The sequence below is a fragment of the Pseudomonas sp. 21 genome, assembly GCF_000955805.1.
Lineage (GTDB): Bacteria > Pseudomonadota > Gammaproteobacteria > Pseudomonadales > Pseudomonadaceae > Pseudomonas.
In genome coordinates, this window is record NZ_JYOA01000007.1 from 822,372 (window position 1) to 843,294 (window position 20,923).

A 20,923-nucleotide genomic window follows, 5' to 3' on the forward strand; every position below is an offset into this window, starting at 1 on the left:
CGAGGCTACGGATGTTCGCGAGCAAGCTCGCTCCTACAAGTTGAAAATCGGTTCGGTTTCGTCAGATACGCACCGCCGTCCCGCTCACGCTGACCATCAGCATGCTGCCGTTCTGGCCCACCACCTCGTAATCCAGGTCGATGCCGACCACGGCGTTGGCGCCCAGCTCCTGCGCGCGCTCCTGCAGCTCCTCGAAGGCGATCTCCCGCGCTCGCCCCAGCTCCTTCTCGTACGCACCGGAACGGCCGCCAATGATGTCGCGCAGGCCGGCGAACAGGTCGCGGAACACGTTGGCGCCGAGGATCGCCTCGCCGACCACGATGCCGCGGTATTCCTGGATGGTCTTGCCCTCGATGGTGGGCGTGGTGGTCAGGATCATGGGGCTGACTCCTCTGGTGGGGGAAATCCAGCATAGTCCCGCACCCTACCGAAGGCCGCGCCGGCTGTGTTTCAGCATTTGGCGAAATCCGGGGGCAACCTTGTGATAAAGCTGTGGACAACCTGGTGGAAAATGTCCGTGGCGTGACACTTTCATGAACCCCGCGATTTCATCGCTCATTTTCATGAGAGGCCCGCTATTCGTGGCTTTCACGGCTTATGGAGGGGGTTGTGAAGATCTCCACAGGCGCTGTGGAGGCAAGCTTGTCCAACCTGTGGAAAAACTGTTGGGAGGTGGCTGCGGAGCCGATGGTGCGGGGCCTCCCTGGAACTGGCTGTTTTCTGATCAGTTGCGCTTTTTCAATCACTTGCACGCCTGTGTATCGATTACGACGAAATTCCTGTGCACGATCCTCCCACCGCTATCCCCGGTTTGTGTTGACCCTCTTGTGCGCCACCTGTGGAAAACTTCACCGACGCCCCGCCGGGCGGGGGGCGCGCGAGCCTGCTCGAAAAATGCTCAGCTGCGAGTGCAAGGAATTGATCCACAGACGTTTTTCGGCAGCGTCGGGGGCTGCGGGAAACTTTCCACAATCCCTGTGGGGCGAAGCTCGCAGAAGGTGTGGACAACCTGTCACCAGATCGCGGGAGGCCGCGCGTGGCGTGCCTTCCTCATCTCCGTACGTTTTTTGATCAATTGGCGAAAGCCCCGTCATTTCTGGCTTTCAGCGATTTTTCCGGCGGGTTTTCCACATTGGCTGTGCAGCGTTCTGCCGGGAAGATGTGGGCGGACTGTGGATGGATCGCCACAAGCCGCGATGCCACTGGCTCGCGCCGGGTTGATCAATATTTGTCCAGGGCCGCTGGGCCCGCTGCCTATAATCCATGAACTGCGGTGCAGGAGCCCTGGGGGCGGGAGACCATCATGTCCGGTTACTCGGTGGAACAGATCCGCACCGTGGCCCTGGTCGGCCACGGTGACAGCGGCAAGACCCTGCTCGCCGAAGCGCTGCTGCAGCACAGTGGGGCAATTCCCAGCATGGGCTCGCTGGAACGCGGCGACACCCTCTGCGACTCCGACCCCATGGAGCGCGAGTACCACCATTCCCTGGCCGCCGCGCTGGCGCACTTCGAGCACGAGGGCGCGCACATCCGCCTGGTCGACACTCCCGGTTATCCCGACTTCATCGGCCACGCGTTGCCGGCGCTCGCCGCAGTGGAGACCGCGCTGGTGGTGGTGAACGCGCAGAACGGTATCGAACTGTCCACGCGGCGGATGATGGACTGGGCGGGCGAACGCGGCCTGTGCCGGATGCTGGTGGTGAACAAGATCGATGCCGAACGCGTTGACCTGCCGGCCCTGTTGGCGGGTTTGCGCGAGTCGTTCGGCAAGGAGGTACTGCCCCTCAACCTGCCCGCCGAGGGTGGCGCACGGGTTGTGGATTGTTTCTTCAATCCCGACGGCGAGGCTGACTTTTCCTCCGTGGCCGAGGCGCACCAGGCGCTGGTGGACCAGGTGGTGGAGGTGGACGAGGCGCTGATGGCGCATTACCTGGAGGAGGGCGAGGTGGCGCCCGAGGCGTTGCACGAACCCTTCGAGCGCGCGCTGCGCGAGGGGCACCTGATTCCCCTGTGCTTCGTTTCTGCCCGCACCGGTGCTGGCGTCCCCGAGTTGGCCGACATTCTCGCGCGCCTTGCGCCCAACCCCACCGAGGGCAACCCGCCGCTGTTCCTGCGCACCGACGACAAGGGCAAGGAACACCCGGTGACCTGCCAGCCGGACCCCAAGGCCCATGTGCTGGCCCATGTGTTCAAGGTGGTGATCGACCCCTTCGTCGGCCGCCTGGCCGTGTTCCGCGTGCACCAGGGCACGATTCGCCGGGAAATGCAGCTGTTCGCCGGCGATGGGCGCAAGTCGTTCAAGGTGGGCCACCTGCTGCGCCTGCAGGGAAAGAAGCACGAAGAGGCGCCGTGGCTGATCCCCGGCGACTTCGGCGCGCTGACCAAGGTCGACGAACTGGAGTACGGCGTGGTGCTGCACGACTCCCACGATGAGGACCACATCCACCTCAAGCCCCTGGACTTTCCCGAGCCGATGCAGGGCCTGGCTATCGAAGCGGGCCGCCGCGGCGACGAGCAGCGCCTGGCGGAAATCCTCCAGCGCCTGCAGGCCGAAGACCCCTGTGTGCGCCTGGACTACAACGCTTCCACCCAGCAAACCGTGCTGCGCGGCATGGGCGAGATGCACCTGCGCTATCTGCTGGAGCGCATGGCCGGACAATACAAGCTGGAGGTGCAGACCCGGGTGCCCGCCGTACCCTACCGCGAGACCGCCACCCGCGTGGCGGAGGGCCATAGCCGGCACAAGAAGCAGACCGGCGGGGCGGGGCAGTTCGGCGAGGTGTTCCTGCGCATCGAGCCGCTGCCGCGGGGCGAGGGCTTCGCCTTCGTCGACGCGATCAAGGGCGGGGTGATTCCCGGCAACTTCATCCCCTCGGTGGAGAAGGGCGTGCGCTCGGCGCTGGCGGCCGGGCCGCTGGCCGGCTTCCCGGTGGAGGACGTGAAGGTCACGGTCTTCGACGGCAAGAGTCACTCGGTGGACTCCAAGGACATCGCCTTCCAGGCCGCCGGGCGCAAGGCCATGCTCGATGCGCTGCGCAATGCCGGCGGCATCGTGCTGGAGCCGGTGATGCAGATCGAGGTGACAACGCCGGATACCCATCTGGGCGACATCACCGCCGACCTGACCGGCCGCCGGGGCCAGGTGCTGGGTACCGAGTCGCTGTCGGCCAGCGTCGCACTGGTGCGCGGGCAGGTGCCGCTGGCTGAGCTTGACGGTTACGCCAACCGGCTGAAATCCATCACCGCCGGCCAGGGTCTCTATAGCCTTTCTTCCAGTCATTACAGCGCCGTCCCACAGGACGTGCAGCAACGCCTGTCGAGTGGCTACAAGGCGGTCCCGGAAGAAGACTGAGCAAATGTGGATAGTTGTCGCAGCCGGTCGCTGGAAAGGCCCGTGGCTGCGCGCTTGCGTGCGCTCTGGTGGATATCTGGCAGAAACCTGGAAGCCACGTGGCATGCGGGTTGCAGGCGGGATCGAGGCGGCCATGCGGTTCGGCCAAAGGTGTCTCCGGGCTTGCCTCGGGACACCTTCAGCCTGTGGATAACTCAGTGGGTAACGTGTGGGGCAGGTGGGGGCAGGCTGTGATCAGTACTCGATCACCACGTCGCCCTTGGGCACGCTGCAGCAGGACAGGATGTAGCCTTCGGCGACGTCTTCGTCGGTGATCCCGCCGTTGTGCTCCATCTCCACCTCGCCGGAGCGCTTCATCACCTTGCAGGTGCCGCAGATGCCCATGCCGCAGGCCTTGGGAATGTGCAGCCCGAGCTGGGCGGCGGCGGCGTGGACGGTCTCGCCCGGCGCCACGCGGATGCTCTTGCCGGTTTCGCAGAACTCGACGAGGTTCTGCTCGGCCAGGGGTACGGCCGGCGCCTCGGCAGCCTCGGCGGCCAGCTCCTTCACGTCGGCGCGCACTTCCGGCGGGGTCGGGCCGAAGGCTTCCTCGTGGTAGCGCGACATGTCGTAGCCTTCGGCTTCGAGCACGCGCTTGACCGCGTGCATGTAGGGCGTCGGGCCGCAGCAGAAGACCTCGCGCTCGAGGAAGTCCGGCGCCATCAGCTGCAGCATGGCCTTGTTCAGGAAGCCCCGGTAGCCGGCCCAGGACTCGCCCATCTCGTATTTCTCGCAGACCAGGTACAGCTTGAAGTTGTTGATCCGCGAGTTCATGTGCTCCAGCTCGCGGTGATAGATGATGTCCTTGGGCGTGCGCGCGCTGTGCACGAAGACCATGTCGACGTTGCCGTTGGTGTCGAAGAACCAGCGCGACATGGACATCACCGGGGTGATGCCGACACCGCCGGAGAGGAACAGCACCTTCTCGGCGGGGAAGTCGATGGCGTTGAAGTTGCCCACCGGACCGTGCACCGGGATCTGGTCGCCTTCCTTGAGGTTGTCGTGCAGCCAGTTCGACACCTTGCCGCCGGGCACGCGCTTGATGGTGATGGAGAAGCTGTAGGGCACCGAGGGCGAGCTGGAGATGGTGTAGGAACGCATGATCGGCTGGCCGTCGATCTCCAGCTCCAGGGTGACGAACTGCCCCGGCTTGAAGAAGAACATGATCGGTGCGTCGGCCATGAAGCAGAAGGTGCGCACATCCCAGGTTTCCTGGATGGCCTTCACGCAGCGCACCAGGTGGCGCCCGTTGGCCCAGGTCTGGGTGTTCACCGGATTGAGGAAGTTGTTCGTCGACATGCTGTCTCTCCGCGCACGCGGGCCGTGCTGGGCCTGATGGGGCAGCGCCGGGGTCCGTTTGCCTACGTCGTTCGAGCGTAGAAAGCACGGGGCCTTTCGGCATGCCTGATGGGGCGGATTGTGTGCACGAGGATGGCCGCTGCATTTACCTGCCAGCGACATTTGCATGCTTATCGCGACCTGCCGCCTGGCGCGTGCCGTTGCGCGTCGGGAAATGATCTGGCCGTGTCGCCCATGGATAAGGGTTCCTACGGGGCGCGGCCCCACACTCAGCTCCATGCCGAGCAACCCCCAGGTTGAGCGAGACGGCGGGAAACGGCGCACTCGGCGCGCCTGACACCTGCCGCAAATGCCCTGCGTGGCAAACCGTATCAGCCACTTATTTCCGCCGGCAGCCCGACCGGGCTGCGGCATGAGGACCTAGCAATGGACGTCACTACTACCCTGAGTCTGGGCGACCCGCTGGAACCGGCCCGCAAGGCCACCGCCGAGATGCTGCGCACTCGCGACCACAGCTTCTCGCTGCCGCAGCCCTTCTACAACGACGAGCGCCTGTTCCAGCTGGACATGCAGGAGATCTTCCACAAGGAGTGGCTGATCGCCGGGATGACCTGCGAGATCCCCGCCAAGGGCAACTTCCTCACCCTGCAGATCGGCGACAACCCGGTCATTGTCCTGCGTGGCGCCGAGGGCAAGATCCACGCCTTCCACAACGTCTGCCGCCACCGTGGCTCGCGCCTGTGCGTGAGCGACAAGGGCAAGGTTGCCAAGCTGGTCTGCCCTTATCACCAGTGGACCTACGAGCTGGACGGCCGCCTGCTGTTCGCCGGCACCGAGATGGGCGCGGACTTCGACATGAAGGACTACAGCCTGAAGCCGGTGAACGTGAAGACCGCCGGCGGCTACATCTTCATCTCGCTGTCGGAGAACCCGCCGGCCATCGACGACTTCCTGCGTACGCTCGAGCACTACATGGAGCCGTACGACATGGAGAACACCAAGGTGGCGGTGCAGACCACGTTGCGGGAAAAGGCCAACTGGAAGCTGGTGCTGGAAAACAACCGCGAGTGCTACCACTGCAACGGCTCGCACCCGGAGCTGCTGAACACCCTGCTGGAGTGGGACGACGTTACCGACCCGCGCGCCAGCCAGGCGTTCAAGGACCAGGTCGCGGCCTGCACCACCGCCTGGGATGCCGAGAAGATTCCCTACGCCCACGCCAGCTTCGGCCTGCGCAACCGCATCGTGCGCATGCCGCTGCTGCAGGGCACCGTATCGATGACCATGGATGGCAAGCAGGGCAGCAAGAAGCTCATGGGCCGCATCCAGAACCCGGACCTGGGCTCTATGCGCATCCTGCACCTGCCACATTCGTGGAACCACTGCATGGGCGACCACCTGATCGTCTTCACCGTGTGGCCGATCAGCGCGCAGGAAACCGTGGTCACCACCAAGTGGCTGGTGCACAAGGATGCGGTGGAAGGCGTCGATTATGACGTCGCCCGCCTGCGTGAAGTGTGGGACGCCACCAACGACCAGGACCGCCGCCTGGCCGAAGAGAACCAGCGCGGCATCAACTCCACCGCCTACCAGCCGGGGCCGTACTCCAAGACCTACGAGTTCGGCGTGATCAACTTCCTCGACTGGTACAGCGAGCGGATGTTGAACAACCTGGGCGAGGAATCCGCCCACGCGCGCCTGGTCGCCGAGAAGTAAGCCCCCGCCACCCAGCGCCCCCTTTGCGGGGGCGCTGTCGTTGAAGAGGAATCCACTTGGACGCCATGCTCTTCTACAGCAGCTCCGCCTTCGTCACCGGCCTGGTGGCGTGGAACCTCTTCGCCTGCTGGCGCAAGCGCTGAAGGCGCCCGATCGCTGCGCTATTTGTAGGAGCGAGCTTGCTCGCGAACCTCTCACCGCACTCCGTGCCGCCGCCGTATCACCCTCTCCCCAGCCCTGGCTGCGCGCCCCGCTCCGAAGGGAGAGGGAGTCGTACGTGCCGGCTGAAGCCGTAGTGTCATCTTGCGCCGAACCGTCTCCTCTCCCTTCAGGGAGCGGGTTAGGGAGAGGGTTAGGGAGAGGGCGCTCTCAGCTCTCACGCCGCGTCCCGCAACGAAGAGCGTTCGCGAGCAAGAACTGGGCGTCCCCCTCGCTCCTACAGGGAGTGCGAGCCACTCCATTCGCGCCCTCCAGTTCCCGCATTCCCCTGCACGACGCAAACGCTGTCGCCCATGTCGTGAGGTTGACGCTTTCGGTATGACCCTGGTCGTTTTCGAACCGGGTCGCCTCCGGGGGCAGGGATATCCTGCCTGCAAAGCGTCGGCACAAGTCCCGCCGCACCAGCCTTGCCTGAATAGAGAGACGCCAAGATGAGCCCAGCCGAACTTCACGCCGACAGCATCGTCATCGATGGCCTGATCATCGCCAAATGGAACCGCGAGCTGTTCGAAGACATGCGCAAGGGCGGCCTGACCGCCGCGAACTGCACCGTCTCCGTGTGGGAAGGCTTCCAGGCCACGGTGAACAACATCGTCGCCAGCCAGAAGCTGATCCGCGAGAACGGCGACCTGGTCATCCCGGTGCGCACCACGGCCGACATCCGCCGGGCCAAGGAGCAGGGCAAGACCGGCATCCTCTTCGGCTTCCAGAACGCCCACGCGTTCGAGGACCAGATCGGCTACGTCGAGGTGTTCAAGCAGCTGGGCGTGGGCATCGTGCAGATGTGCTACAACACCCAGAACCTGGTCGGCACCGGCTGCTACGAGCGCGACGGCGGCCTTTCCGGCTTCGGTCGCGAGATCGTCGCGGAGATGAACCGCGTCGGCATCATGTGCGACCTGTCCCACGTTGGCTCCAAGACCTCCGAGGAAGTCATCCTCGAGTCGAAGAAGCCCGTCACCTATTCCCACTGCCTGCCGTCGGGCCTCAAGGAACATCCGCGCAACAAGTCCGACGCCGAGCTGAAGTTCATCGCCGACCACGGCGGCTTCGTCGGCGTGACCATGTTCGCGCCCTTCCTCGCCAAGGGCATCGACTCGACCATCGACGACTACGCCGAAGCCATCGAGTACGTGATGAACCTCGTCGGCGAGGATGCCATCGGCATCGGCACCGACTTCACCCAGGGCCACGGCCAGGACTTCTTCGAGTGGCTGACCCACGACAAGGGTTACGCCCGCCGCCTGACCAACTTCGGCAAGATCGTCAACCCGCTGGGCATCCGCACCGTGGGCGAATTCCCCAACCTCACCGAGACCCTGCTCAAGCGCGGCATGCCCGAGCGCGTGGTGCGCAAGGTCATGGGCGAGAACTGGGTGCGCGTCCTGAAGGACGTCTGGGGCGAGTGATTCAACCTCAACAGCGCCCTCTCCCCCAGCCCCTCTCCCGCAAGCGGGAGAGGGGAGCAGAGCCACCGGCATGCACCTGACCCTCCGCATGCACGGATAGCTCCCTCTCCCTTCAGGGAAAGGGCTGGGGAGAGGGCAACCGCACACACGAATTCTGGAGTTCCGCACACATGACCAAACACGCCCCCGAACTGCCCATCGAAGTCGACAGCGAAACCGGCGTCTGGACCACTGACGCCCTGCCGATGCTCTACGTGCCGCGGCACTTCTTCGTCAACAACCACATGGGCATCGAGGAAGAACTGGGCGCCGAGCGTTATGCCGAGATCCTCTACAAGGCCGGCTACAAGTCCGCCTGGCACTGGTGCGAGAAGGAAGCCGAGTGCCACGGCCTGGTCGGCGTGGAAGTCTTCGAGCACTACATGAAGCGCCTGTCGCAGCGCGGCTGGGGGTTGTTCCAGATCGAGCAGATCGACCTCGACAAGGGCACCGCCCAGGTGCGCCTGAAGCACTCGGCCTTCGTCTACGTCTACGGCAAGGTCAACCGCAAGGTCGACTACATGTTCACCGGCTGGTTCGCCGGCGCCATGGACCAGATTCTCCAGGCCCGCGGCAGCGACCTCCGCACCGTGGCCGAGCAGGTCTACAGCGGCGCCGAGGAAGGCCACGACGACGGCCTGTTCGTCGTCAAACCCCTCTGATCCTCCGCCCCGTGTAGGAGCGAGCTTGCTCGCGAACCAGCAGCCGAAAGGCCGCCAGACAACAAGAAACCTCTGATCCCGTGAGGATGCCGCAATGGCTTTCGAGGCAATGTTCCAGCCGATCCAGATCGGCAAGCTGACCATCCGCAACCGCGTGCTCTCCACCGCTCACGCCGAGGTGTATGCCACCGACGGCGGCATGACCACCGAGCGCTACGTGAAGTACTACGAGGAGAAGGCCAAGGGCGGCATCGGCCTGGCCATCTGCGGCGGTTCCTCCGTGGTCGCCATCGACAGCCCGCAGGAGTGGTGGAGCTCGGTGAACCTCTCCACCGACCGCATCATCCCGCACTTCCAGAACCTCGCTGACGCCATGCACAAGCATGGCGCCAAGATCATGATCCAGATTACCCACATGGGCCGCCGCTCGCGCTGGGACGGCTTCAACTGGCCGACCCTGATGTCGCCCTCGGGCATCCGCGAACCGGTGCACCGCGCCACCTGCAAGACCATCGAGGAAGAAGAAATCTGGCGTGTCATTGGCAACTACGCGCAAGCTGCCAGACGCGCAAAAGCGGGCGGCCTGGACGGCGTCGAGCTGTCCGCCGTGCACCAGCACATGATCGACCAGTTCTGGAGCCCGCGCGTCAACAAGCGTACCGACGAGTGGGGTGGCACCTTCGAGGGCCGCATGAAGTTCGGCCTGGAAGTGCTCAAGGCCGTGCGCAAGGAAGTCGGCGACGACTTCTGCGTCGGCATGCGTATCTGCGGTGACGAGTTCCACCCGGACGGCCTCACCCACGACGACATGAAGCAGATCGCCAAGTACTACAGCGACACCGGCATGATCGACTTCATCGGCGTGGTCGGCTCGGGCTGCGACACCCACAACACCCTGGCCAACGTCATCCCGAACATGACCTACCCGCCGGAGCCCTTCCTGCACCTGGCGGCCGGCATCAAGGAAGTGGTCAACGTGCCGGTGCTGCACGCGCAGAACATCAAGGACCCGAACCAGGCCACGCGCATCCTCGAAGGCGGCTACGTGGACATGGTCGGCATGACCCGCGCGCACATCGCCGACCCGCACCTGATCGCCAAGATCAAGATGGGCCAGATCGACCAGATCAAGCAGTGCGTCGGTGCCAACTACTGCATCGACCGCCAGTACCAGGGCCTGGACGTGCTGTGCATCCAGAACGCCGCCACCTCCCGTGAATACATGGGCGTACCGCACATCATCGAGAAGACCACCGGCGTGAAGCGCAAGGTCGTGGTCGTCGGTGGCGGCCCGGCCGGCATGGAAGCGGCGCGCGTCGCCGCCGAGCGGGGGCACGACGTCACCCTGTTCGAGAAGAAGGAGCAGCTCGGCGGGCAGATCACCACCGCCTCGAAAGCCCCGCAGCGCGACCAGATCGCCGGCATCACCCGCTGGTACCAGCTGGAGCTGGCGCGGCTGAACGTCGACCTGCGCCTGGGCACCGGCGCGGATGCCGACACCATCCTCGACCTGCGCCCCGACGTGGTGGTGCTGGCCAACGGCGGCCATCCGTTCCTCGAGCAGAACGAACACTGGGGCGCCGCCGACGGGCTGGTGGTGAGCAGCTGGGACGTACTCGATGGCAAGGTCGCGCCGGGCAAGAACGTGCTGGTCTACGACACCATCTGCGAGTTCAGCGGCATGTCGGTGGCGGACTTCCTTGCCGACAAGGGTGCCCAGGTCGAGATCGTCACCGACGACATCAAGCCGGGCGTCGCCATCGGCGGCACCACCTTCCCGACCTACTACCGCAGCATGTACCCCAAGGAAGTGATCATGACCGGCGACCTGATGCTGGAGAAGGTCTACCGCGAGGGCGACAAGCTGGTGGCGGTGCTGGAGAACGAATACACCGGCGCCAAAGAGGAGCGGGTGGTCGACCAGATCGTCGTCGAGAACGGCGTGCGTCCGGACGAAACACTGTACTACGCGCTCAAGCAGGGCTCGCGCAACAAGGGCCAGATCGACGTCGAGGCGCTGTTCGCGATCAAGCCGCAGCCGTGTCTCAGTGCTCTTGATGACAACAGCGGGGGCGACGGTTACCTGCTGTTCCGCATCGGCGACTGCGTGGCCCAGCGCAACACCCATGCGGCGATCTACGACGCGCTGCGCCTGTGCAAGGACTTCTAAGACACGCCATGTGATGTCCGGTAGGCACGGACAACCCCCTCTCCCTTCAGGGAGCGGGTTGGGGAGAGGGTGGTGGGCCAAGTGACCGAGCCGACCGGAAACACCCTCTCCCCCCGCCCTCTCCCGCAAGCGGGAGAGGGAGCTTGTCCAGCGCCCCCTGAGGTCCCGTAGGGAGACCAGAAATGCTCAACATCATCCTCCCCGTCCTGCTCTTCGCCGCCCTCGGCCTCGCCGTGCTGGGCGCCGTGAAGCGCTTTTCGATGTGGCGCCGTGGCCGGCCCGAGCAGGTCGACTGGATCGGCGGCCTGCTGAAGATGCCGCGCCGCTACCTGGTGGACCTGCACCACGTGGTCGAGCGCGACAAGTACATGTCGAAGACCCACGTGGCCACTGCCGGCGGCTTCGTCGCCGCCGCACTGCTGGCCATCCTGGTGCACGGTTTCGGCCTGCACAGCCGCATCCTCGGTTTCGCCCTGCTGGCGGCCACCGCGCTGATGTTCTGCGGTGCGCTGTTCGTCGCCAAGCGCCGGCTGGACCCGCCGTCGCGCCTGTCGAAAGGCCCGTGGATGCGCCTGCCGAAAAGCCTGCTGATGTTCTCGGCGAGCTTCTTCATCGCCACCTTGCCGGTGGCCGGCATCCTGCCGGAAGGTTTCGGCGGTTGGTTCCTCGCGGCGATTCTTGCGGTGGGCGTGGCCTGGGGCGTGTCCGAGCTGTTCTTCGGCATGACCTGGGGCGGGCCGATGAAGCACGCCTTCGCCGGCGCCCTGCACCTGGCGTGGCATCGCCGCGCCGAACGGTTCTCCAGTAAAGATGGGCGCGGCGGCCGCTCCACCGGCCTGAAGCCGCTGGACCTGGAGGACCCCATGGCGCCGCTGGGCGTCGAGAAACCCACCGATTTTACCTGGAACCAGCTGCTCGGCTTCGATGCCTGCGTGCAGTGCGGCAAGTGCGAAGCCATGTGCCCGGCCTTCGCCGCCGGCCAGCCGCTGAACCCGAAGAAACTCATCCAGGACATGGTCATCGGCCTGGCCGGTGGCAGCGACGCCAACTTCGCCGGCTCCCCCTATCCCGGTAAGCCATTGGGCGAACACAGTGGCGGCCCGCACCAGCCGATCGTCGCGCTGGACGGCAAGGCGCTGGTGGATGCCGAAACCCTGTGGTCCTGCACCACCTGCCGCGCCTGCGTCGAGGAGTGCCCGATGATGATCGAGCACGTCGACGCCATCGTCGACATGCGCCGCCACCTCACCCTGGAAAAGGGCGCGACCCCGAACAAGGGCGCCGAGGTGCTGGAAAACCTCATCGCCACCGACAACCCCGGCGGCTTCGCCCCCGGCGGCCGGTTGAACTGGGCGGCGGACCTGAACTTGCCGCTGCTGGCGGACAAGCAGCAGACCGACGTGCTGTTCTGGGTCGGCGACGGCGCCTTCGACATGCGCAACCAGCGCACCCTGCGTGCCTTCGTGAAGATCCTCAAGGCCGCCAATGTCGACTTCGCCGTGCTCGGCCTGGAAGAGCGCGACAGCGGCGACGTGGCCCGCCGACTGGGCGACGAAGCCACCTTCCAGACTCTGGCCAAACGCAACATCGCCACCCTGGCCAAGTACCGCTTCAAGCGCATCGTCAGCTGTGACCCGCACAGCTTCCACGTGCTGAAGAACGAGTACGGCGCGCTGGGTGGCGACTACCAGGTGCTGCACCACACGACCTTCATCGATGAACTGGTGCAGAAGGGCGCGCTGAGCCTCGGCCAGAGCAAGGCCGCCAGCGTGACCTACCACGACCCATGCTACCTCGGCCGCTACAACGGCGAGTACGAAGCCCCGCGCGCCGTGCTCAAGGCCATCGGCATCGAGGTCAAGGAAATGCAACGCTCCGGCTTCCGTTCGCGCTGCTGCGGCGGTGGCGGCGGCGCGCCGATCACCGACATCCCCGGCAAGCAGCGGATTCCCGATATGCGCATGGTCGACATCCAGGAGACCGGTGCGGAAGTAGTGGCCGTGGGCTGCCCGCAATGCACCGCGATGCTCGAAGGCGTGGTCGCGCCGCGTCCGGAGATCAAGGATATCGCCGAACTGGTCGCCGAGGTCCTCATCGAGGCCACCGAGGTGGCGGCAAAAAAGCCCTCGCTGGCGCGCCGTGAAGCAGCGGTGGAGGTGCAGTGATGAACAGACCTGAGTATGTAGGAGCGAGCTTGCTCGCGAACCGCCCAAACTTCGGTGCTGACCCGTTCGCGAGCAATAACGAGGGCGTCCCCCTCGCTCCTTCGAAAAGCACTTTCGCGCTGGGGGCCCAGCCATGAGCGACATCATCCGCCGCGACCCGCGCGCCGAGTGGATCGCCCGCAACCGCCTGCACCCGCTGCACGCGGCCATGCAGTCGGCTCAAGGCGGCGAAAGCCGCTGGATGGGCCCCAACGGCGTGCTCCGCAAGAATCCTCACGCTGTCGGCTTCATCGGCCCCAATGGCGTCAAGCGCATCGACCGCTCCGGCAGCCAGCAAGGCACGGCGGGCGGCAAGCGCAGCAACGCGCCGGAGGTGGTGCAGCTGCCGCTGGTGCTCATCGAGCAACCGGCCTTCCTGATCGCCGTGGTGCCGGACATGGTCGGCGGCCGCCTTTCCAGCCACGACCGCGACCTGCTGGGCCTGGCCCGCAAGCTCGCCGGCAGCGACGGCGCGGTGCTGGCCGTGATCTTCGGCGAGCACAAGGAAAGCGCCTTCGATACCGCCGGCGTCGACCGCCTGCTGCAGGTCGAAGGCAACGAGTACGACGGCTACGCGCCGGAACAACGGGTATTGGCGCTGCGCTCGGTCAACAGCCAGTTCACCCCGCGCCACTGGCTGCTGCCCGACAGCCGCAGCGGTGGCGGCGAGCTGGGCCGCCGCTTGGCCGCGAGCCTGGGCGAACGCCCGGCGACCCGCGTCTGGCAGGCCGAAGGCGAGCGCTGCGTCGGCCGTGCCGGCGCCGGCCAGCAGGACCTGCACCGTGAGCTGCCGCGCCTGATCCTTGCCGCCGCCGAGTGCGCCGAGCCGGTCAGCGAAACCCGCCACGAAGCCCGCGCCGTCGAGTTGGACAACAACGTCGCGCGCAACCTGCCGCGCATCGAGGACCTCGGCCCGGTGGCCGTCGACCCGGCGCAGATTCCCATGGCCGAGGCGGAGTTCATCCTCTCTGGCGGCAATGGCGTGAAGGACTGGGACCTGTTCCATCGCGCTGCCGTGGCGCTGGGCGCCACCGAAGGCGCTTCCCGCGTCGCGGTAGACGACGGCCATATGCCGCGCGCCCGCCAGGTCGGTGCCACCGGTACCTGGGTCACTGCGCGGGTCTATCTTGCCGTCGGCATTTCCGGGGCGATCCAGCACCTGCAGGGCATCGGCTCCTGCGACAAGGTGGTGGCGATCAACATGGACCCGGGCTGCGACATGATCAAACGCGCCGACCTCTCGGTGATCGGCGACTCCACGGCGATCCTCAAGGCGCTGATGGCGCTGGCCGAAGCCCACCGCAACGGAGCGGCGCGCGATGCGGCATGAGATGAGTTCCCCCGTAGGGCGCATAGAACCGAAGGCTTTATCCGCCGCCAAAGCATCATCGGCGGATAACGCTACGCGTTATTCGCCCTACGCCAGCTTGAAAGCCCGAGGTGTCTGATGAATGACCTGAACATCGTCGCCCTGGTTTCCATCGGCGCCCACCCCGCATCCGGCCGCGCGCGCCGCGCCGACCAGGATGCCCGCGCGGTGGAGCTGGGCATGAGCCTCGCGGGCAAGCGCCTGCGCGTGGTGCATGCCGGCGATGCCGGGGAGGAAGCGTTGCGCGGCTACCTCGGCATGGGCCTGGATGAACTGGCGGTGCTCGAACAACCCGCTGGCGCCGATGCGCTGCCCGCACTGGTGGCTTACCTGGGCGACAGCGAGGCGCAACTGGTGCTCACCGGCACCCAGGCGGAAACCGGCGAAGGCTCGGGCATGTTGCCCTTCCTGCTCGCCGAGCGCCTGGGCTGGCCGCTGGTGGTCGGCCTGGCGGAAGTGGAGAAGGTCGAAGGCGGCAGCGCCCAGGTATTGCAGGCATTGCCTCGCGGCCAGCGCCGTCGTTTGAAGGTGCGCCTGCCCTTTGTCGCCAGCGTCGACAATGCTGCGCCGGTGGCACGCCAGAGCGCTTTTGGCCCGGCCCGCCGCGGCTACCTGGAAGCCCACGAAGTGGAGGTGGTGGACGACCCGCTGCTCGCCGAAGGCAGCCTGCAGCCGGCGCGCCCGCGTCCCAAGCGCCTGAAGGTGATCAAGGCCAAGACCGGCGCCGAACGCATGAAGGCCGCCACCGCCAAGGCCTCTGGCGGTACCGGGCAGGTCCTCAAGGATGTCTCTCCCGAGGCGGGTGCCGAGGCGATCTTCAAGCTGTTGCGCGAAGAGGGTGTTATTCGCGTCTGATGATGGAGTCGTCGGAGTCCGCTCCCACGCATAGAAATCTCCGTAGGAGCGGACTTTGTCCGCGATGGGCGGGTCCAAATTCCGCTGGCGCCAGGAAATCATTGAAATAGCACGAGAATTATCTCGTAAGCCATTGAATTGACAGCATACGGCTTGTCAGAAGAACTGCGTTTTCGCTGGCCCCGCCGCGCCCCTTTCTTTATCCTCCGCACCCTTTGAAAGGCTTTGCGGAGGCTCCCATGCTCGATTCCACCCTCGAACAACTTGAACAGCTGGTCGCCGAACTGCTGCAGCAGAACGAAGTGCTGGTGCAGGACAACGCCGCTGTGCGTGAAGAGCTGCTCAAGGCCCGTGAGGAAAACGACAGCCTGCAGCTGTCCCTGATGGAACAGGAAGAGAAGCACAACGCCACGGCCACCCGCCTGCAGGCCCTGATCCGCCGCGTCAGCGACAGCCGCACCCACGCATGAGTGGTGACGGCGTCCGCGTCCTGCGCATCCTCGGGCGCGACTACAGCGTCCGGGCGCCGGCCGGTGAAGAGCGCCGGCTGCAGGACGCGGCCGCGCTGTTGCAGGCGGAGATCACCGCCAGCAAGAAGAAATTCCCCTACGTCACCAGCAATGAGCTGATGGTGCTCTCCGCGCTCAACCTCTGCGCCCGCCAGCTCGGCGCATCGGAGACCGAGTGCGACGAGGCGGACGCCGTGGAGCGTATCGCCGCCCTCAATCGGCGGATTCTCGATCACCTGCAACGGCAGGATTGATCTGCGCGCCACTCTGCTTTTTGTAGGAGCGAGCTTGCTCGCGAAGCCCCTCCTGCACCGGTATTGCCGGGAGGTAGATCGTGTTCGCGAGCAATGACGATGGCGTCCCCCTCGCTCCTACAGAAGCCGCCCCGCCACGAACGGAATTCCGGGGAAGTGTCTTGTAGGGCGAATAACGCGCAGCGTTATCCGCCGCTGCGCTTGGCGCGGAACCGGCGGATCACCGCAAGCGGTTATGCGCCCGACGGTCCTGTGCGACGCATGCCAATCGCGGACGGAGTCCGTTCCCGCGAAACCTGAACCGGCGCAGGTGCGGACTCCGTCCGCCATGTTTTCCGCCGTGCCCGAATTTCAGGCAAAAAAAAGGGGACACCGGGGTAAGCGGTGTCCCTTCTAAAGGAGAGTGGGCCAAGAGGCCCCTCAACCGGTGAGACGTGGCGCTTCGGACAAGTCCGCCGCGCCGGGCATAAAAGAAGGGACTGGGGGTAACCAATCCCTGAAAGGTGAGGGAGGAATACTCCCCCTCAACCGGTGAGACGTGCCCGGCTCGCGCCGGGCGGGTGATCAGGCGCGCAGCGGAATCAGGCGCGGGGCGATCATGTTTTCCGGCAGCAGGATGTCGGCCAGGGTGGCTTCGTCCAGCAGCTTCTCCTCGCGAACCAGTTCCAGGACGCCGCGGCCGGTTTCCAGCGCGGTCTTGGCGATGCGAGTGGAGTTCTCGTAGCCGATGTACGGGTTCAGCGCGGTGACCAGGCCGATGCTGTGTTCCACCAGCTGGTGGCAGCGCTCGACGTTGGCGGTGATGCCGGTGATGCAATGCTCGCGCAGCATGTCCATGGCGCGCTGGAGCAGGCGGATCGAGTCGAAGATCTTGTAGGCGATCAGCGGCTCCATCACGTTCAGCTGCAGCTGGCCGCCTTCGGCCGCGATGGTCAGCGCCAGGTCGTTGCCCATGATTTCGAAGGCGCACATGTTCACCGCCTCCGGGATCACCGGGTTGACCTTGCCCGGCATGATCGAGCTGCCCGGCTGGCGCGGCGGCAGGTTGATCTCGTTGATGCCGGTGCGCGGGCCGCTGGACAGCAGGCGCAGGTCGTTGCAGATCTTCGACAGCTTGACCGCGGTGCGCTTGAGCATGCCGGAGAACAGCACGAAGGCGCCCATGTCGGAGGTGGCTTCGATCAGGTCGGCAGCCGGGACGACCGGGTGGCCGCTGATTTCGGCCAGGCGCTCGACGGCCAGCTTCTGGTAGCCGGGGTCGGCGTTGATGCCGGTGCCGATCGCGGTGCCGCCGAGGTTCACTTCGGTCAGCAGTTCCGGCGCCAGGCGACGCAGGCGGTCGAGGTCTTCGCCCAGGGTGGTGGCGAAGGCGTGGAATTCCTGGCCGAGGGTCATCGGCACCGCGTCCTGCAGCTGGGTACGGCCCATCTTCAGTACGCCGGCGAACTCGACGCCCTTGGCGGCGAAGGCCTGGATCAGGCTGTCGAGGCTGGCCAGCAGGGTGTCGTGGCCGAGCAGCAGGCCCAGGCGGATGGCGGTCGGGTACGCGTCGTTGGTCGACTGCGCCATGTTCACGTCGTTGTTCGGGTGCAGGTACTTGTACTCACCCTTGGTGTGGCCCATGGCTTCCAGCGCGATGTTCGCGATCACTTCGTTCGCGTTCATGTTGGTGGAAGTACCGGCGCCACCCTGGATCATGTCCACCACGAACTGGTCGTGGAAGTCACCGCGGATCAGGCGCGCACAGGCTTCGCTGATGGCAGCGTGCTTCTCGTTCGACAGGTGGCCAAGCTGGTGGTTGGCATCGGCTGCCGCCTGTTTGACCATCGCCAGGCCGACGACCAGCTTCGGGTAGTGCGACAGCGGCACGCCCGAAAGACGGAAGTTGTTCACAGCGCGCAGGGTCTGGATGCCGAAATAGGCGTCAGAAGGTACTTCGAGGGTGCCGAGGAGGTCTTTCTCGATGCGGAACGATGCAACAGGGGACATGACGGGGATTGTCTCAGGGAAACACGGCCAGTGCCGCGATGCCCGGTAGACTAGGGTTTTCGCCTTTCGTCGGCCAATGCTGTTAAAGGCTGCCTCATGCACGAACGGCATAATGTACCCTGTGACGAATTGATGACGGCGAGCGTGTGACTGTGCTACGCGCGCCCGGCTCCTGACCAATCGATCAACGTGTGAATGCGTTGGAGTTGACGTGAACCTCGAGACCAAATGGCTGGAAGACTTCAGCACCCTGGCCACCACCCGCAGTTTTTCCCAGGCCGCTGAAAAGCGCTTCGTCACCCAGCCGGCCTTCAGCCGGCGCATCCGCAGCCTGGAGGATGCCCTCGGCCTGACCCTGGTGAACCGCCAGCGCACGCCCATCGAACTGACCGAAGCGGGGCAACTGTTCCTCGTCACCGCCCGCGCGGTGGTCGAGCAGCTCGGCCAGGTGGTGCGCCACCTGCACCACCTGGAGGGCGGGCAGGGCGAGGTGCTGCAGTTCGCCGCCGCGCACTCGCTGGCACTGGGCTTCTTCCCGGCGTGGATTTCCCGGCTGCGCTCCGAAGGCCTGAATATCGCCAGCCGCCTGGTGGCGACCAACGTCGGCGAGGCGGTACACCTGCTGCGCGAAGGTGGCTGCGACCTGATGATGGCCTTCTACGACCCGGACGCCGCATTGCAGATGGACCCGGAAGTCTTCCCCTCGCTGCACCTGGGGCGCACCGAAATGCTGCCGGTGTGCGCGGTGAACTCCGCCGGCGTGCCGCTCTACGACCTCGACAGCGGTCAAAGCGTACCGCTGCTGGCCTACAGCGCCGGTGCCTTCCTCGGTCGCGGGGTCAACCTGCTGCTGCGCCAACGCAACCTGCGCTACACCACCGTCTATGAGACGGCGATGGCCGACAGCCTTAAAAGCATGGCGCTGCAAGGCATGGGCGTGGCCTGGGTGCCGCGCCTGAGCATGGAGTCGGAGCTGGCGCGCGGCGAACTGGCGCTGTGCGGCGGCCCGCACTGGATCGTCCCGCAGGAAATCCGCCTGTACCGCTGCGCGCTGGTGCGCAAGGCGCAGATTCGCCTGCTCTGGCGCAAGCTTGAAGGCGGCCTGGGGCTGGACGAAACACCTTGAGGCAGACAGCCGGGGCTATTCTGTTTATTTGATAAGCATTATCATTTGCGGCTTTCCACGGTCTCCCCCTCGCACCGGCTTCGGTGCGGACCGCTGGCGAGCCTGCAGCCCCGATGTCCCATTCCGACCGCCCGGCCGATTCCCGCGCCGCGGACGCCCCGGCGCCCGCCGAGGCGTTGCCGCGCGAGGACTTCCTGCGGGTGTTCCTTTCCCAGCGCCCGCGCATGGAGGCGCTGGTGCGACGCCGCGTCGGTTGCCGCGCCACCGCCGCGGACCTGGTGCAGGACCTGTTCCTGCGCTTCTGGAAGCGCCCGCAGGCGCCAGTGGAAGAACTCGGCAGCTACCTGCTGCGCAGTGCGCGCAACCTCGCCATCGATCACCTGCGCGGGGAGGACTCGCGCGGCCGAACCCTGAGCGCGCTGCTGCCTGATGACGACGATGCCCAGCCTTCGCCGGAACAGGCAGTGCAGGCCGGCGCCGAACTGGACCTCATCGAAGACGCCGTGCGCCAGTTGCCCGAACGCACCCGCCATATCTTCCTGCTCAGCCGCGTGCATGGCCGCACTTACGGAGAGATCGCCACGGCCATGGGGCTTTCCCAGAGCGCCGTGGAAAAACATATGATGCGCGCCCTCGATGCCTGCAAGGCGAGCCTTGAGCCCGCCGCGCCGGCAGATCGCCGTGGAGCCGCCGACCGATGAAGCCTGAAATCGCCACCTCGCCCGAGGACGCCCAGCGTCAGGCGCGCCAGTGGCTGCTGCGTTTGCAGGATCGCGGCGGCGAAGCCTGGCTGGGGGCTTTCCAGGCATGGCTGGCGGCGGATCCCCGGCACGCTCGCGCCTACGCCGAAGTCGATGCGCTGTGGCAGGCCAGTGCCGCGCCGGCGCAACGGCTGGCGGCGGAGGAGGGCGATGCCTTGCACGCCTATCTGGCGCAGATGGATCGCCCCGCTGCCCGCCGTACGCCAGGCAACCACCGACGCTGGGCCTATCCGCTGGCCAGTGCGGCCTGCCTGCTGCTGATGCTTTGGGCCGGCGGCTGGTGGTCGCCGGGCAACTGGGTCACCGACCTTGCCGCCGACTACGTCAGCGCGCCGGGCGAAGTGCGCGAGATCACCCTGGGCGACGGCTCGCGCCTGACCCTGGACGCCGACAGCGCCGTCGCGGTTTCCCTGGACGGCGAACAACGCCGCGTCGACCTGCTGCGCGGTGCTGCGTCCTTTGCCGTGAAGCATCTGCCCAAGCCTTTCGTGGTGCGCGCGGGCGAAGGCGAAGCGCGGGTGCTGGGCACCGAGTTCGAAGTCCGTCGCCTGGGCGAACAGACCCGTGTCACCGTCGCCGAAGGCCGCGTTTCGGTGCGTGGCAGTCATGCGGTTGGCGTACCGGAAGTGGTGCTCGGCGCGGGCGAGCGCGTGGGCATCGACGGCACGAAGCTGGGCCCTGCGCAACCCGCCGATGCCCAGGCTGCACTGGCCTGGCGCCAGGGCTGGCTGACCTTCTACCGCGCGCCGCTGGGCGAGGTGCTGGAGCGCCTGGGCACCTACTACCCGGGCCGCATCGTGCTGCTGGACAGCGAGCTGGCGCAGCGCCGGGTGAGCGGCAGTTTCCGCAGCGCCGACCCACAGGCCGCGCTGGATTCGCTGCAGGCCGTGGTGGGTTTCCGCCAGCAGCCGCTGCTCGGGCGCTTCGTACTGATTCACTGAGCGCGAAAAA

General features: G+C 65.9%; 16 protein-coding genes. 13 read left to right on the forward strand and 3 right to left on the reverse strand.

Annotated elements, in window-relative coordinates:
• Positions 1-61: 61 nt before the first annotated feature.
• On the reverse strand, positions 62-379 hold the full coding sequence (locus tag UB43_RS19275; RefSeq protein WP_017521552.1) for a heavy metal-binding domain-containing protein: 318 nt from the start codon (positions 377-379) through the stop codon (positions 62-64).
• Between the two features lie 924 nt (positions 380-1,303).
• Between UB43_RS19275 and fusA the strand changes: the two genes are divergently transcribed.
• A complete protein-coding gene (gene fusA / locus UB43_RS19280; protein ID WP_045214082.1) occupies positions 1,304-3,352 on the forward strand; it encodes an elongation factor G in 2,049 nt (682 codons plus the stop codon).
• A 234-nt stretch (positions 3,353-3,586) separates the two neighbouring features.
• Here the strand turns inward: fusA and gbcB are convergent, their stop codons facing one another.
• The gene (gbcB, locus tag UB43_RS19285; protein ID WP_045214084.1) at positions 3,587-4,690 is read right to left on the reverse strand and encodes a glycine-betaine demethylase subunit GbcB; all 1,104 of its coding nucleotides are present in this window, start codon (positions 4,688-4,690) and stop codon (positions 3,587-3,589) included.
• A gap of 426 nt (positions 4,691-5,116) precedes the next feature.
• Here gbcB and gbcA point away from each other — a divergent pair, with 426 nt between their 5' ends.
• The 9 genes from gbcA to UB43_RS19330 all read left to right on the forward strand — a co-directional run bounded on the left by gbcA (position 5,117) and on the right by UB43_RS19330 (position 16,096).
• Positions 5,117-6,406 (forward strand): glycine-betaine demethylase subunit GbcA, encoded by a 1,290-nt coding sequence (gbcA, locus tag UB43_RS19290; RefSeq protein WP_045214087.1) that lies wholly within the window; start codon positions 5,117-5,119, stop codon positions 6,404-6,406.
• 650 nt (positions 6,407-7,056) lie between these two features.
• Positions 7,057-8,034: a dipeptidase gene (locus UB43_RS19295; RefSeq protein ID WP_045214089.1), complete on the forward strand. Its 978-nt coding sequence runs from the start codon at positions 7,057-7,059 to the stop codon at positions 8,032-8,034.
• A 170-nt stretch (positions 8,035-8,204) separates the two neighbouring features.
• Complete coding sequence (locus UB43_RS19300; RefSeq protein ID WP_045214091.1) at positions 8,205-8,735, forward strand: 4-vinyl reductase; 531 nt, start codon at positions 8,205-8,207, stop codon at positions 8,733-8,735.
• Between the two features lie 94 nt (positions 8,736-8,829).
• Positions 8,830-10,905: a dimethylglycine demethylation protein DgcA gene (gene dgcA, locus UB43_RS19305; protein ID WP_045214093.1), complete on the forward strand. Its 2,076-nt coding sequence runs from the start codon at positions 8,830-8,832 to the stop codon at positions 10,903-10,905.
• A gap of 182 nt (positions 10,906-11,087) precedes the next feature.
• On the forward strand, positions 11,088-13,070 hold the full coding sequence (dgcB, locus tag UB43_RS19310; protein ID WP_045214095.1) for a dimethylglycine demethylation protein DgcB: 1,983 nt from the start codon (positions 11,088-11,090) through the stop codon (positions 13,068-13,070).
• A 133-nt stretch (positions 13,071-13,203) separates the two neighbouring features.
• Positions 13,204-14,439: an electron transfer flavoprotein subunit alpha/FixB family protein gene (locus tag UB43_RS19315; protein ID WP_045214098.1), complete on the forward strand. Its 1,236-nt coding sequence runs from the start codon at positions 13,204-13,206 to the stop codon at positions 14,437-14,439.
• Between the two features lie 117 nt (positions 14,440-14,556).
• Positions 14,557-15,333: an electron transfer flavoprotein subunit beta gene (locus UB43_RS19320; RefSeq protein WP_045214100.1), complete on the forward strand. Its 777-nt coding sequence runs from the start codon at positions 14,557-14,559 to the stop codon at positions 15,331-15,333.
• A 239-nt stretch (positions 15,334-15,572) separates the two neighbouring features.
• Entirely contained in the window at positions 15,573-15,803 is a 231-nt protein-coding gene (locus UB43_RS19325; protein WP_045214101.1) for a hypothetical protein, read from the forward strand.
• A complete protein-coding gene (locus tag UB43_RS19330; RefSeq protein ID WP_045214103.1) occupies positions 15,800-16,096 on the forward strand; it encodes a cell division protein ZapA in 297 nt (98 codons plus the stop codon). Before UB43_RS19325 ends, UB43_RS19330 begins: the two co-directional genes overlap by 4 nt.
• Positions 16,097-16,660: 564 nt before the next feature.
• Here UB43_RS19330 and UB43_RS19335 read toward each other — a convergent pair.
• Positions 16,661-18,085, reverse strand: coding sequence for an aspartate ammonia-lyase (locus tag UB43_RS19335; protein WP_045214106.1), 1,425 nt, complete (start codon positions 18,083-18,085; stop codon positions 16,661-16,663).
• A 211-nt stretch (positions 18,086-18,296) separates the two neighbouring features.
• On the opposite strand from UB43_RS19335, the gene UB43_RS19340 reads away from it, so the two are divergent.
• From UB43_RS19340 to UB43_RS19350, 3 genes are all read left to right on the forward strand, one after another.
• On the forward strand, positions 18,297-19,211 hold the full coding sequence (locus UB43_RS19340; protein WP_045214108.1) for a LysR substrate-binding domain-containing protein: 915 nt from the start codon (positions 18,297-18,299) through the stop codon (positions 19,209-19,211).
• A gap of 113 nt (positions 19,212-19,324) precedes the next feature.
• Positions 19,325-19,912, forward strand: a complete 588-nt coding sequence (locus UB43_RS19345) for an RNA polymerase sigma factor (protein ID WP_045214110.1) — start codon at positions 19,325-19,327, stop codon at positions 19,910-19,912.
• Entirely contained in the window at positions 19,909-20,913 is a 1,005-nt protein-coding gene (locus UB43_RS19350; RefSeq protein WP_052969569.1) for a FecR family protein, read from the forward strand. Before UB43_RS19345 ends, UB43_RS19350 begins: the two co-directional genes overlap by 4 nt.
• Positions 20,914-20,923: the final 10 nt, after the last annotated feature.

Coding starts and splice junctions, on each gene's coding strand:
- UB43_RS19275 (WP_017521552.1), bottom strand. CDS start 379: ATGATCCTGACCACCACGCCCACCATCGAGGGCAAGACCATCCAGGAA.
- fusA (WP_045214082.1), top strand. CDS start 1,304: ATGTCCGGTTACTCGGTGGAACAGATCCGCACCGTGGCCCTGGTCGGC.
- gbcB (WP_045214084.1), bottom strand. CDS start 4,690: ATGTCGACGAACAACTTCCTCAATCCGGTGAACACCCAGACCTGGGCC.
- gbcA (WP_045214087.1), top strand. CDS start 5,117: ATGGACGTCACTACTACCCTGAGTCTGGGCGACCCGCTGGAACCGGCC.
- UB43_RS19295 (WP_045214089.1), top strand. CDS start 7,057: ATGAGCCCAGCCGAACTTCACGCCGACAGCATCGTCATCGATGGCCTG.
- UB43_RS19300 (WP_045214091.1), top strand. CDS start 8,205: ATGACCAAACACGCCCCCGAACTGCCCATCGAAGTCGACAGCGAAACC.
- dgcA (WP_045214093.1), top strand. CDS start 8,830: ATGGCTTTCGAGGCAATGTTCCAGCCGATCCAGATCGGCAAGCTGACC.
- dgcB (WP_045214095.1), top strand. CDS start 11,088: ATGCTCAACATCATCCTCCCCGTCCTGCTCTTCGCCGCCCTCGGCCTC.
- UB43_RS19315 (WP_045214098.1), top strand. CDS start 13,204: ATGAGCGACATCATCCGCCGCGACCCGCGCGCCGAGTGGATCGCCCGC.
- UB43_RS19320 (WP_045214100.1), top strand. CDS start 14,557: ATGAATGACCTGAACATCGTCGCCCTGGTTTCCATCGGCGCCCACCCC.
- UB43_RS19325 (WP_045214101.1), top strand. CDS start 15,573: ATGCTCGATTCCACCCTCGAACAACTTGAACAGCTGGTCGCCGAACTG.
- UB43_RS19330 (WP_045214103.1), top strand. CDS start 15,800: ATGAGTGGTGACGGCGTCCGCGTCCTGCGCATCCTCGGGCGCGACTAC.
- UB43_RS19335 (WP_045214106.1), bottom strand. CDS start 18,085: ATGTCCCCTGTTGCATCGTTCCGCATCGAGAAAGACCTCCTCGGCACC.
- UB43_RS19345 (WP_045214110.1), top strand. CDS start 19,325: ATGTCCCATTCCGACCGCCCGGCCGATTCCCGCGCCGCGGACGCCCCG.
- UB43_RS19350 (WP_052969569.1), top strand. CDS start 19,909: ATGAAGCCTGAAATCGCCACCTCGCCCGAGGACGCCCAGCGTCAGGCG.